The following is a 14,760-nucleotide window of genomic DNA, read 5'->3' as shown; positions in this document are numbered from 1 at the left end:
CCTTAATCTGCATACGCAATGTCGGGAATCGAAGGGTCGAGGTAGTGGGATCGGAAGACATCTCTGCGGGCGCGACGATCGCGGAGTGCGATCAGCAGGTGCCGCGCCCGGACGTCTTTCCGCTGTCGGCGGCCCAGCGGGGCATCTGGTTCGCGCAGCACCTGCTCGAGGTCCCGATCACCATCGCGAACTACGTCGAGATCCACGGTGACCTCGACGTCGACATCCTCGCGGACGAGTGCGCCCGCGCGGCCCGCGAACTCGGCACCGGCATGCTGCGGATCGTCGAGATCGACTCGGAGCCGTTCCAGACCATCGACGACACCCTCGACGATCGGATGACCCACCTGGACTTCGGCGGGGAAGCGGACCCGGTCGCGGCCGCCCAGGCGTGGATGCGGCGCGAATACAGCACCCCGATCGACCTGCTCGAGGACCGTCTGATCGAGTCGGCGACGCTGCGTCTGGCCGACGGCCGCTACTACTGGTACTCACGCATCCACCACATCGCGCTGGACGGCTTCGGCGCGATGAGCTTCATGTCCCGGGTCGCGGAGCGCTACACCGCGGCCGTCGAGGGCCGGGAACCGGAGCAACTGAAGATCAGCGCGCTGCGCGAGATCAGCGAGGACGAGGCGGCCTACCGCACCTCCACCCGCTTCCTGACCGACCGGGCGCACTGGGCGGAGCGGACCGTCGCGCTGCCGCATCCGATCAGCCTGGCCGGGCGCAGCGCCGCCGTCGGCGCCCATTCGCTGGTGGTCGGCGAGCACCTGCCGCAGCGGCTCGACGAGGCGATCGCGCGGTTGCTCGAGCGTCGCCCCGGACTGTCGTTCGCCACCGTCGCGGTGGCGGCCGCCGGGGCCTTCCTGGCACGGATGGCCGGCGGGGAGGACGTGGTGCTGAGCCTGCCGGTGTCGGCGCGCACCACCGCGAAGTTGCGCCGGTCCGGCGGCATGGTCTCGAACGTGGTCCCGATCCGGCTCGCGATCGGCGACGAGACGACCGTCGCCGGGCTCGTCGACCGGGTGCAGGTGGAACTCACCGGGGCGCTGCGGCATCAGCGCTACCGGCACGAGGACATGCGGCGCGACGCCGGCGCCGGCGGTGACCGCCGCGGCTTCTTCGGCCCCGCCGTGAACATCATGATGTTCTTCGGCGAGCTCCGGCTCGGTTCGATCGTCAGCAACGTCAACGTGCTCAGCACCGGCCCCGTCGAGGACCTGTCGGTCAACATCTATCCGGCCGTCGGCGAGACCAAGGCGCACGTCGACTTCGAGGCCAACCCGAACCTGTATCCCGAGCCGGTGCTGCGCGCCCATCACGCCCGTTTCCTCGAGTTCTTCGCCGATTTCGCCGCGGCCGCCGACGAGGCGCTCGTCGAGGACGTCGACGTGCTGCACGTCGGGGAGCGTGCCGCGCTGGTGCCGTACTCGTGCGGTCCGGCCCGTGCCGAGCGGCTGCTGCCCGACCTGCTGGCCGACGGGGTCGCGGCGAATCCGGGCGGGACGGCGATCAGCGCCGACTCCGGAGCGGTTACCTATCGTGCGCTCGACGAACGGTCGAACCGGCTGGCGCGCAAGCTGATCGAATCGGGCGCCGGGCCGGAGACGATGGTGGCGCTGAGCATGCCGCGGTCGCCGGAGGCGCTGGTCGCGATGTGGGCGGTGGCCCGCTCGGGTGCCGCGTTCGTGCCGATCGACCCCACCCTGCCCGCCGACCGCATCGCGCACATGCTCTCCGACTCCGGTGCTGCCGTGGGCATCACGCTGGCGGCGCAACGCCCGCTGTTGCCGGGGGACGCCGAATGGATCGTGCTCGACGACGCGGAGGTGCTCGCCGATCTCGAATCACGTTCCGCGGCAGAGGTCCTGGACCAGGATCGTCGGCGGTCACTCGCGCCGACACACCCCGCGTACATGATCTACACCTCGGGGTCGACGGGACTGCCCAAGGGCGTGCTGGTCACCCACGCCGCACTGGCGAACTTCCACGCCCAGGCCCGGCCCGAACTGGGTGTCGACGCGGACTCGCGGGTGCTGCGTTTCTCGTCGGCGAGCTTCGACGCGTCGATGTTCGAGATGCTGCAGGCTTTCACGGCCGGGGCGACGATGGTCGTCGCGCCGCCGAGCGTCTACGGCGGCGACGAACTCGTCGAACTACTGCGCCGCGAACGGGTCACCCACATCATCTCGGCGCCGACGCTGATGAACACCGTCGACCCGGGGACGTTGACCGAGCTGCGCGCGGTCGTCGTCGGTGGCGACGTCTGCACACCCGACCTGGTCGACCGGTTCGGACCGGTGTGCCGGTTCACCAACAGTTACGGACCGACCGAGACCACCATCGTCATCACCGCGGGCGATCCGCTGGCCCCCGGTGACCCGATCACCATCGGCCGGCCGATCGCCGGGGCCCGTGCGGTCGTGCTGGACCGCAAGCTGCGGCCGGTCCCGGTCGGCGCCGTCGGCGAGTTGTACCTGGCCGGGCCGGGATTGGCGCGCGGATACCACCTGCGCCCGGGGCTGACCGCCGAACGGTTCGTCGCCGACCCTTACGGCAAGCCGGGCGAGCGGATGTACCGCACCGGCGACGAGGTGCGCTGGACCGGCGGACCCGACCATCAACTGGAGTTTGTCGGGCGCTCGGATTTCCAGGTCAAGATCCGCGGCTTCCGCGTCGAACTCGGCGAGATCGACACCGTGCTTGCCGCGCAGCCGGAGGTCGACTTCGCCGCGACCGTCGCGCACACCACCGACGCCGGTGCGACCGTGCTGGTGTCGTACGTGCGCCCGCGCACCGGGGCGCAGTTCGACCAGGACGGGCTGATCGGCGCGCTCGCCGCGGCGCTGCCGGGCCACATGGTCCCCGCCGCGATCATGCGGCTCGATCACGTTCCGCTCACGCCGCTGGGCAAGCTCGACCGGCGGGCGCTGCCCGCGCCGGTCTTCGGCGCCGGGCACCGCGACTACCGTGCCCCGTCCACCCCCGCCGAGCGGGTCATCGCCGAGGTGGTCGCGGCGATGCTCGGACTCGAACGGGTCGGTGTCGACGACTCGCTGTTCGCGCTCGGCGCCGACAGCATCCTGGCCATGCAGATCGCGGCCCGGGCCAAGGCACTCGGTGTCGCCTTCACCGCACGAGAGGTGTTCGAGCACAAGACGATCGCGGGAATCGCGGCGGTTGCAACCGAGTCCGACCTGGCGGGCACCGCCCCGGTCGTCGAGGAACTCGACGGCGGCGGGGTCGGGGAGATCGCACCTACCCCGATCGTGCACGCGATGCTCGACCGCGCGGGCGACGGCGGCGGGGACGACGGCGACGCGGGAACCGCCGCAGAATCGATCGCCGACTTCTACCAGGCCGTGGTGGTGACCGCGCCGCGCCGGCCGACGGCGGAGAGTCTGCGCCGCACCGTCGCCGCGGTCGTCGACCGGCACGACGTGCTGCGGTCGACCTTCACCCGCGACGGGCAGGGCGCGTGGTCCTGGCGCGCCGGCCCGACCGGCTCGGTCGACGTCGACCGGATCATCGAGCGGGTGCCCGCCGCCTGCGCCCCCGGCAGCCGCGCCTTCGACGAACTGCTGGCGGACGAGTGTGCCCGCGCGGCAGGACAACTCGACCCTGCGTCCGGCGTCATGCTGCGCCTCGTCTGGCTGGACCTGGCCGGCGCGGGCGGCGACGGGACCACCGGCGACCGCCCGGTCGGGCGGCTGCTGATCGTCGCGCACCACCTGGTCGTCGACGGGGTGTCGTGGCGGATCCTGCTGCCCGACCTCGCCGTCGCATGGACCCAGGTCGAGGCCGGCGCGGCGCCCGAGCTGCCCGAGGTCGGGACCTCGCTGCGGCGCTGGGCGCACGGCGTGCAGGATGCCGCCGCGACCGGCGCGCACGCCGCGGAACTGGACCATTGGGAGCGGGTGCCGGCCGCGCCGGACCCGGTGCTGGGCGCGCGGCGGCTCGAACCGGGCGACCGCGTCGACGGGGTGCGCCGCGTCCAGATCGAGCTGAGCCCGGCGGTCACCGACACGGTGCTCGGAGCGCTGCCCGAGCTGTTCGGCTCCGGGGTGCACGACGGACTGCTGGCGGCGCTCGCGCTGACCCTGGTGCACTGGCGCCACGAGCGTGGCGCCGTCGGCCGCTCTGTGCTGCTCACGCTCGAGGGGCACGGTCGCGAGGAAGAGGCGGTGCCCGGCGCCGACGTGAACCGCACCGTCGGCTGGTTCACCAGTGCCTTCCCGGTGCGGCTGGAGGTGCCCGAGGTCGACCTCGGCGAGGCCTTCGAGGGCGGACCGGCGGCCGGCGCGGTCGTCAAGGCGGTCAAGGAGCAACTGCTCACGGTCCCCGGGAAGGGCGTCGGCTACGGCGTGCTGCGCTACCTCGACGAGCGCACCCGCGAGCGGCTCGCGGGACTGCCGGTTCCGCAGGTCAGCTTCAACTACCTCGGCCGGCTCGGGGTGGCGCACCTGTCCGAGCAGCTGCGCGAGATCGGCTGGGCGCCGGACCACTCGGCGCCGGAGCTGAACGCGCACAGCGGTTCCCGGTTGCGTGCCGCGTCGTGCCTGGACATCAACGCGGCGGTCGCGGACGGGCCCGACGGTCCACGCCTGGTCGCGGGATTCGCCTACCCCGAGGGTGTGTTCACCGCCGCCGAGGTGGCCGAGCTGGCCGACCTGTGGCGGCGGGCGCTCGAGGGGCTGGCCGCGCACGCGAAGCTGCCCGGAGCCGGCGGGCTGACCCCGTCGGACCTGCCGCTGGTCGCGGTGACGCAGCCGCAGATCGAACGGTGGGAGCGCGAGCACCCCGGTCTGCGCGACGTGTGGAACCTCTCGCCGCTGCAGTCGGGGCTGCTCTTCCACGCGAGCATGGTCGCCGAGGCGGTCGACGTCTACACCGCGCAGCTGCGGCTGCAGTTGTCCGGCACGGTCGACCCGGCGCGCCTGCGGGCGGCGGCCACCGGACTGGTCGCGCGGCACCCGCAGCTGCGCACCGCGTTCGTCTACGACGAGTCCGGGGTGCCCGCGCAGCTGGTGCTCGACCACGTGGAGCTGCCCTGGCGTGAGGTCGACCTGACCGCGCTGCCCGCCGACGCACGGGCCGCCGAGCTCGCCGCCCTGCTCGACGCGGACCGGGTGGCGCGTTTCGCGCTCGACAGCCCGCCGCTGCTGCGGCTCACGCTGATCCGCACCGCGCCGGCGGAATTCGTGCTGGCGGTCACCAACCACCACATCATCCTCGACGGCTGGTCGACGCCACTGCTGGTGCGTGAGCTGCTGGTCCGCTACGCGGGCGGCGGCGACCAGCTGCCCACCCCGCGGCCCTACCGCGACTACCTGGCCTGGTTGGCCCAGTCGGACGAGGCCGCGTCGATGCAGCCCTGGGCGCGGGCGCTCGAGGGACTGGGCGAGGCGACACTGCTCGCAGCCGGTGAGGCCGTGGGTGCGGGCGAGTCGGTGCCCGATGAGGTGCCGGTCCCGGCCCCGGCGGAACTGATCGCCGCGTTGACGGCGGTCGGCCGCCGCTACGGGACCACGCTGAACACCGCGATCCAGGCGGCGTGGGGAATCGTGCTCTCGCGCCTGCTCTCCCGCGACGACGTGGTCTTCGGCGCGACGGTGTCCGGCCGTCCGCCGCAGCTCCCCGGCGTCGAGGAGATCCTCGGACTGTTCATCAACACGCTGCCGGTGCGGCTGCGGGTGCATCCGCGCGCCACCCTGAGCGAGCTGATGTCCGGACTGCAGAGCGCGCAGTCCGAACTGATCGACCACCACCACGTCGGCCTGGCCGACATCCAGGCACGCACCGGGCTGGGCACACTGTTCGACACTCTCACCGTGTTCGAGTCGTATCCGGTGGACCGCAACGGTTTCGACGAGCACACCGATATCGCCGGCATGCGGGTGCGGTCGATCGAGGGCCTCGACGCCACGCACTACCCGGTCACGCTGATGTCGGTGCTCGAGCCGGAACTGCGGATGACGCTGCGCTATCAGCCGGGCCTGTTCAACCGGGCCGAGATCACGGTGCTGGCCGGACGGGTCACCCGGGTCCTCGAGACGATCGCCGCCGATCCCGAGCTGACGGTCGGCGCGGTCGACGTCCTCGCGCCCGCGGAACGCGCCCAGATCCTGCGCACCTGGAACGCCACCGAGCACGCGCTCCCGTCGACCACGCTGATCGAGCTGTTCGAGGCTCAGGTGGCGCGCACTCCGCACGCCCGGGCGGTGGTGTTCGGCGACACCGCCTGGAGCTACCGGGAATTCGACGCGCGGGTGAACCGTCTCGCCGCGTATCTGGCCGGGACGGGTGTCGGGCCGGAGTCGCTGGTGGGCATCGCGCTGCGCCGCAGCCTCGACATGTTGGTGTCGATCTATGCGGTCCTCAAGGTCGGCGGCGCCTACGTGCCGATCGACCCGGACCTGCCGGCCGAGCGGATCGGCTATGTGGTGTTCCAGGCGGAGCCTGCGGTAGTGCTGACCACGGCCGCCGACGTCGCGGCGCTGCCGGACGGGGCGCGGGTCGTCGCCGTCGACACGCTCGATCTGCCGGAGCCTTCTTCCGACGGTATGGTCCGGCCGCGCCCGGTGGTCCACCCTGCGTCGGCCGCCTACGTGCTGTTCACCTCCGGCTCGACCGGCCGGCCCAAGGGTGTGGCGGTGCCGCACGCGGGCATCGTCAACCGGCTGCTGTGGATGCAGGACCGCTATCCGCTCACCGGCGCCGACGTGGTGCTGCAGAAGACCCCGATCTCGTTCGACGTGTCGGTGTGGGAGTTGTTCTGGCCGTTGCAGGTCGGCGCGACGATGGTCATCGCCGAGCCGGACGGTCACCGCGACCCGGCGTACCTGGAGCGGGTCGTGCACGACCGCGCGGTCACCACGGTGCACTTCGTGCCGTCGATGCTCGACGTGTTCCTCGCCGGGGCCGACCTGGGCCGGTGCCGGTCGCTGCGCCGGGTGTTCACCAGCGGCGAGGCGCTGGCCCCGACCACCGCCGGGGCACTGCACGACGCCGCGAACGTCGAACTGCACAACCTGTACGGACCCACCGAGGCGTCGGTGGATGTCACCTATCACCGCACCGTGCCCGGTGAGGCCGTGGTGCCGATCGGCGCGCCCGTGTGGAACACCCAGGTGTACGTGCTCGACCCGTCGCTGCGCCCGGTCCCGGTCGGCGCCGCGGGTGAGCTCTATCTGGCGGGCGTCCAGCTGGCCCGCGGCTATGTCGGCCGGCCCGACCTGAGCGCCGACCGTTTCGTCGCGAACCCGTTCGGTGCGCCGGGCGAGCGGATGTACCGGACCGGCGACCTCGTGCGGTGGACTCCAACAGGCGAGCTGGAGTACCTGGGACGCACCGACTTCCAGGTGAAGCTGCGCGGACAGCGGATCGAGCTCGGCGAGATCGAGGCCGCGCTGGCCGCACAGGAGTCGGTCGCACAGTCGGTGGTCGTGCTGCGCAGCGACGACGCGACCGGCGACCACCTGGCCGGCTATGTGGTCGCGGAACCCGGTGCGGCACTGGACGAGCGGACGCTGCTCGACGGGGCGGCGACGCTCCTGCCGCGCTACATGGTGCCGTCGACCGTGACAGTTCTCGACGCGTTCCCGCTCAGCCCGAACGGCAAGCTCGACCGCAAGGCGCTGCCCGCGCCGGAGTTCGCGGGCGCGGGGGAGTTCGTGCCGCCGAGCACACCCACCGAACACACGCTCGCGACGATCTTCGCGGAGGTGCTCGGCACCGGCGACACCCCGATCGGCGTGGCCGACGGCTTCTTCGACCTGGGTGGCAACTCGCTGGTGGCGACCCGCCTGGTGGCCCGCATCAATGCCGACCTCGGTTGTGCGGTCGGGGTGCGCGCGGTGTTCGAGGCGCCGACGGTCGCCGGGCTCGCCGCGGTGGTCGAGGGCTCGCGTGCCGGTGGCGCGGTCGTACCCGCGCTGACCGGCCGGACCCGTCCGGCGCGGATCCCGTTGTCTCCGGCCCAGTCCCGCATGTGGTTCCTCAACCGATTCGACCCCGGCTCCGGGGCCTACAACGTCGTCGTGGCGCTGCGCCTGACCGGCAGCCTCGACGTCGACGCGCTGCGCGAGGCGATCCGCGACATCGTCGAGCGGCACGAGACGCTGCGCACCGTCTACCCGGATTCGGCCGACGGCCCGTACCAGCGGATCCTGTCGGTCGACGAGGCGCTCGACGAGTTGGCGCTCGACGAGTTGGCGCTCGACGAGTTGGCGCTCGACGTACCCGGTGAGCAGGACCCGGCGGCACCGGACGAGGTCGCCGCGCGGGTGCGGGCGGCCGTCGCGTCGGGCTTCGACGTCACCGCCGAGATCCCCATCGAACTGACGCTGCTGCCCGTCACGCCGGACGAGCACGTGCTGGTGCTGGTCGTGCATCACATCAGCATCGACGGATGGTCGATCCAGGCGCTGGCCGCCGACCTGGTGCACGCCTATTCGCTGCGCGCCGCGGACGAGGCGCCCAAATGGGCGCCGTTGCCCGTGCAGTACGCGGACTATGCGCTGTGGAAGCACGAGGTGCTCGGCGCCGACGACGACGCGGAGTCGGTCGCCGGACGCCAGATCGCCTACTGGTCGGCCGAACTCGCCGGAGCCCCGGAGGCGCTGGCGCTGCCCACCGACCACACCCGGCCCGCGATCCCGAGCTACCGCGGCGGCGCGGTCGAATTCCCCATCGACGCCGCCACCTACCGGGCGGTCGCCGCACTGGCCCGCCGCGCGGGCGCCACCCCGTTCATGGTGCTGCACGCCGCGCTGGCGGTGCTGCTGGCCCGGCTGGCCGACACCGACGACGTGCTCATCGGCACGCCGGTCGCGGGTCGCGGCGAGCAGGCCCTCGACGACGTGGTCGGCATGTTCGTGAACACGCTCGTGCTGCGCACCGGGGTCGACCCCTCGCTGCCGTTCGCCGAACTGCTCGCGCGCGTGCGCGACACCGACCTGGCCGCCTACGCGCACGCGGACATCCCGTTCGAGCGCCTCGTCGAGGTGCTGCAGCCGGCGCGCTCGACCGCGCACCACCCGCTTTTCCAGGTGGTGCTGACGCTGGAGGAGGCGCGTCACGACCGCATCCAGCTGCCCGGCCTGCAGATCGTCTCGGAGCCCGTCGATTTCGGTGTCGCCAAGTTCGACCTGCAGTTGGTCGTCGCCGAACAGCACGGCGACGACGGTGCGGTCGGCACGCTGACCTATGCGCGCGACCTGTTCGACCACGACTCCGCGGCCCGGATCGGCGAGCGGTTCCTGCGGATCCTGCGGGCCGCCGTGACCGATGCGAGCGGGCCGATCGGCGACATCGCCTGGCTGTCCGGCGACGAGCGCGCCGATTTGCTGGCGCAGCCGGGCCGGACCGCGGTGCCGGTGCGCACCCTGCCGGAGCTGCTGGCGGCCGCGGCCGTCGACCGGGATGCTGCCGCGCTGTCGATCGGCGAGGCTGCCGTCACCTACGGCGAACTCGACGAGCGGTCGAATCAGCTTGCCCGCCTGCTGATCTCTCGCGGTGTCGGACCCGAGTCGTTCGTCGCGATCGCGGTGCCACGGTCGGTCGAGTCGGTGTTCGCGGTGTGGGCGGTCGCCAAGACCGGTGCCGCGTTCCTGCCGGTGGACCCGACCTATCCGGCCGAGCGGATCGCGCACATGCTTGCCGATTCCGGCGCATCACTGGGGGTGACGCTCGCGGCGCACGCGGCATCGCTGCCCGGTGCGCAGACGGGGACGGGACCGCAGTGGCTGACCCTCGACGACGACGAGACCGTGCACGCGCTGGTGGGCCGGAGCGCCGCCCCGGTCACCGACGCCGACCGCGCGGCGACGCTGCTGCCCGAGCACCCGGCATACATGATCTACACGTCGGGCTCGACCGGTACCCCGAAGGGTGTGGTCGTGCCGCACGTGGGCCTGGCCGCGTTCGTCGCCGAGCAGCAGGCGCGCTACGGGGTGCACGGCACCTCGCGCACACTGCATTTCGCATCGCCGAGCTTCGACGCGTCGATCCTGGAACTGTTGATGGCCTTCGGCGGCGGCGCCGAACTGGTGATCGTGCCGACCGGCGTCTACGGCGGCACCGAGCTCGCCGCGATCCTCGTCGGTCGCGAGGTCACGCACGCGTTCGTCACCCCGGGTGCACTGGCAACCATGGACCCGGCGGGGCTCGAGCGGCTGGGCGTCGTCGTGGTCGGCGGCGAGGCGTGCGAACCGGCGCTGGTGCGCCGCTGGGCGCCGGGCCGGGCCATGTTCAACGCCTACGGTCCGACCGAATCGACCATCATGGCCACGCATTTCGGGCCGATGCACCCGGACGAGCCGGTGCTGATCGGGTCGGCGGTGTACGGCACCGACGTCTATGTGCTCGACGCGCGGCTGCGCCCGGTACCCGCCGGCGTCGCCGGTGAGCTGTACATCTCCGGGCAGGGCCTCGCCCGCGGCTACCACCGCCGCAGCGCGTTGACCGGCGCCCGCTTCGTCGCGAACCCGTTCGGGGCGCCGGGCACGCGGCTGTACCGCACCGGCGACCTGGTGCGCTGGACCGCCGGGCCGATTCGCGCGCTGGAATACTTGGGGCGCACCGACTTCCAGGTGAAGGTGCGTGGTCACCGCATCGAGCTCGGCGAGATCGACGCCGTGCTGTCGGCGCACCCGGGCGTGGAACTGGCGGTCACCGTGGGGCACCGCACCGCCTCGGGCGTCGCCACCGTGGTGTCGTACGTGCTGCCGGTGCCCGGACACGCCGTCGACGTGAAGCAACTGACCGCGCAGGCGGCGGCGCGGCTGCCGGAGTACATGGTTCCGGCCGCGATCACCGTGCTCGACCAGCTGCCGCTGACCGGCTCGGGCAAGGTCGACACCAAGGCACTGCCCGAACCGGTGTTCTCGGCACGCGAGTACGTCGCGCCACGCAGCCAGACCGAATCGCTGATCGCCGCGGTGTTCGCGGACGTGCTCGGCGTCGTCGGCACGGGACCGGTCGGAGTGGGCGCCGAGGACGACTTCTTCGCGCTCGGTGGCACCTCGCTCAGCGCCACCCGCGTGGTCGCGCGGATCGGGGAGGTCTTCGGTTGCAGTCTGGGCGTGCGCGAGATCTTCGAGGCCCCGACGGTCGCCGCGCTCGCGCGCCGGGTCGACCAGGCCGCGCACGACACGCAGCGGCCCGAGCTGGTCGCCGGACCGCGCCCCGACCTGATCCCGCTCTCTCCGGCGCAGCAGCGGATGTGGTTCCTCAACCGCTTCGAACCCGCCTCGCCGGTCTACAACATCCAGATCGTCGTGCGGCTGTCCGGCGCGCTGGACGTGACCGCGCTGCGCCGCGCCGTCGCCGACGTGATCGACCGGCACGAGTCGCTGCGCACCGCGTACCCGGCCGTCGACGGTGACCCGTATCAGCGGATCCTTCCCGCCGACGAGGTGCCGCTCGACCTCACACCGCGACCGGTGGACGAGTCCGAGGTGACCGCGGCCGTGCTGAGCGTGCTCGCCGACGGCTTCGACGTGACCGCGGGCGCGCCGGTGCGCGGCGCGCTGCTGCAGGCCGCGGACGACGAGTTCGTGCTCGCGCTGGTCGTGCACCACATCGGCGCCGACGGCTTCTCGACGCTGCCGCTCGCGCGGGACGTGCTGGTCGCCTACGCGGCGCGGTTGCAGGGCCGGGCCCCCGAATGGTCGCCGTTGACGGTGCAGTACGCCGACTACGCGCTGTGGCAGCGCCGCGTGCTCGGCGACGAGCTCGACCCGCGCTCTGTCGCCGCGCTGCAGCTGGGGTACTGGCGTGAGCGGCTCGCCGAGACGCCGGTCCTGGAGCTCCCGTCCGACCGTCCCCGCCCGCCGGCCGCGAGTTTCACCGGTGCCCGTGCCGATTTCGTGGTCGACGCCGAGACGACGGCCCGGCTGCGCGAGATTGCGCGGGAGCGCGACGCGACGCTGTTCATGGTGTTGCACGCCGGTCTGGCGGTGCTGCTGTCGCGGCTGTCGGGCAGCACGGACGTGACGGTCGGGTCGCCGATCGCCGGTCGCGGCGAACGGGCACTCGACGACCTGGTCGGCATGTTCGTCAACACGCTGGTCCTGCGGACCGAGGTCGGCCCGCAGCTGAGCTTCGGTGAGCTCGTCGAGCTGGCCAAGGAGACGGACCTGGCCGCGTTCGCGCACGCCGACGTGCCGTTCGAGCGGGTCGTCGAGGCGGTGGATCCGCCGCGCTCGCAGGCACACTCGCCGCTGTTCCAGGTGGCACTGTCGTTGCAGAACGAGGGCATCGGCGAACTGGAGCTTCCGGACCTGCAGGTTGCACCGTTCGATCCCGGTGTCGCCGTGGCGAAGTTCGACCTGGAGTGGACGCTGCGTGAGCGCGGTGACCGGCTCGAGGGGTCGGTCACCTACGCGACCGACCTGTTCGACGCCGCGACCGCGCACGGGTTCACCGAGCGGCTGCGTCGCCTGCTGGCGGCCCTGGTCGACGACACGGACAGCCCAGTCGGCGACCTGTCGATCCTCACCCCGGCCGAACGGTCGCAGGTGCTGGCGCCGGCGTCCCTGCCGCCTGCGATCCGCACGCTGTCGCAGATCCTCGATGCCGCGCCGGACCGCGCCGCGGTGGCGTTGGTCGCTGGCGCCGACGAGCTGACCTACGCGGACGTGGATGCACGGGCCAACCGGCTGGCGCGGCTGCTGATCGACCGGGGGGTCGGACCGGAAAGCTTTGTCGCGCTGTCATTCCCGCGGACCATCGACTCGATCGTCGCGATGTGGGCGGTCGCGCGCACGGGTGCGGCGTTCGTGCCGGTCGACCCGAAGCTGCCGGCGGAGCGGGTCGAGTACATGCTCGCCGATTCCGGTTGCACCGTGGGCCTTCGGCCCGCGGGCGACTTGCGGGGTCCGGACCCGGCAACTCACGCGCAGGTGCAGTGGGTGGAGGTCGGCGGCGATGTCGCGGACGGGTACTCCGACGCGCCGTTGACCGACGCGGAGCGCCGCGGGCCGATCGATCCTGCGCACGCCGCGTATGTGATCTATACGTCCGGCTCGACGGGTGTGCCGAAGGGCGTGGTGGTCACCCACACCGGTTTGTCGTCGTTCACCGCGCGGTCGCGGGCGGAGCTGGGTCTGGACGAGGGGTCGCGGGTGTTGCGGCTGTCGTCGGCGAGTTTCGATGCGTCGATGTTCGAGATGATCGCGGCCTTCTCGGCCGGCGCCGCGATGGTGATCGCCCCGCCGGAGGTGTTCGGCGGGACCGAGTTGACGACGTTGTTGCGGGAGCAGCGGGTCACGCATGTGCTGACGGCGCCGGCGGCGTTGAGCACGGTCGACGCGGCGGCGTTGCCGGATCTGCGCACGGTGGTCGTCGGCGGCGACGTGTGCCCGCCCGAGTTGGTGGAGCGCTTCGCGCCTGGACGTGCCTTCTTCAATTCGTATGGTCCGACGGAGACGACGATCGTCATCACCGCGACCGGGCCGCTGACGGCGGGGGACCGGATCACCGTCGGCGCGCCGATCGACGGTGCGCGCGCGCTGGTGCTCGACGCGCGGCTGAGCCCGGTGCCGCCGGGTGTCGTGGGCGAGCTGTACCTGTCGGGCCCGGGCCTGGCGCGCGGCTATCACGCGCGGAGTGGTCTGACGGCGGAACGGTTCGTCGCGAATCCCTTTGGCGCGCCGGGTGAGCGAATCTACCGGACCGGCGACCTGGTTCGGTGGACCGGGGCGGGTGAAGCGACGGGGAATGTCACCGCCGGCGAGCTGGACTTCGTCGGCCGCGCCGACGCGCAGGTACAGCTGCGCGGTCTGCGGATCGAGCTCGGCGAGGTCGAGACGGCACTGACCGGCTGCGCGGGGGTTTCCCAGTCGGTGGTGGTCGTGCACAACGACCGGCACGCCGGTGACCAGTTGGTCGGCTACGTCGTCTCCGAGACCGGTGTCGCGCTCGACGCACGCAGGGTCCGGGACGCGGTCGCCGAAAGGTTGCCAGCGTATATGGTGCCGGCGCTGGTGATGGTTCTCGACTCGATGCCGGTCACCACGCACGGCAAGCTGGACCGACGGGCACTGCCGACACCGCAGTTCGCCTCGGAACGCGAGTTCACCGCGGCGACCACGCCGTACGAGGAAATCGTGGCCGGCGCGATGGCCGAGGTGCTCGGCCGGGACGTCGATGCCCGGATCGGCATTCACGACAGCTTCTTCGACCTCGGCGGGAACTCGTTGTCCGCCACCAAGGTCGCCGCGCGGGTCGGTGCCGCTGTCGGCGTCGACCTGAGCGTGCGTGAGGTGTTCGAGGCGCCGACCGCTCAGGCGTTGGCGCTGCGTGCCGAGGCCCTGCGCGCCGGCGGTGGCGCCCGCGAGCCACTGGTCCCGATGGTCCGGCCGGAGCGGATCCCGCTGTCGCCGGCGCAGTCCCGGATGTGGTTCCTCAACCGCTTCGACCCGCGGTCGGCCGCATACAACATTCCGCTGGCGGTCCGGTTGAGCGGCGACGTGGACGTGGAGGCGCTGCGCGCCGCCCTCGGGGACGTGCTCGAGCGGCACGAGTCGCTGCGCACCGTCTACCCGGAGGTGGACGGTGACCCGCACCAGGTGGTGCTCCCGATCGGTGAGGCGCTGCCGGAGTACCGGGTGCATTCGGTGCCGCCCAGGGACCTGACCGACGCACTGATGGCGTTCGCGACAACAGGATTCGACGTGACCGCCGCGCCGCCGCTGCGGATCGCGCTGTTCGAGGTGGACGATCCGGAACTTTCCAGGCCGGAGTCGGTGCTGA

The 14,760-nt window shown here is 72.2% G+C and carries 1 protein-coding gene (only partly in view); it reads left to right on the top strand.

Annotation, left to right across the window (positions count from 1 at the left end; genetic code table 11):
- Positions 1 to 44 precede the first annotated feature (44 nt).
- A protein-coding gene (locus tag G4X40_RS02935) for a non-ribosomal peptide synthase/polyketide synthase (protein ID WP_277830054.1) crosses the window boundary here: on the top strand, positions 45 to 14,760 show its beginning. The gene runs 16,838 nt beyond the window's last position; only the first 14,716 of its 31,554 coding nucleotides appear in the window; it begins with the start codon at positions 45 to 47; the stop codon falls past the right edge of the window.

Origin of the sequence: Speluncibacter jeojiensis, from assembly GCF_029589495.1 — a bacterium.
In the GTDB taxonomy this organism is placed as follows: Bacteria; Actinomycetota; Actinomycetes; order Mycobacteriales; family Mycobacteriaceae; genus Speluncibacter; species Speluncibacter jeojiensis.
Note: the sequence above shows the minus strand (reverse complement) of the source record. Positions and strands in the feature narration are given on the sequence as shown.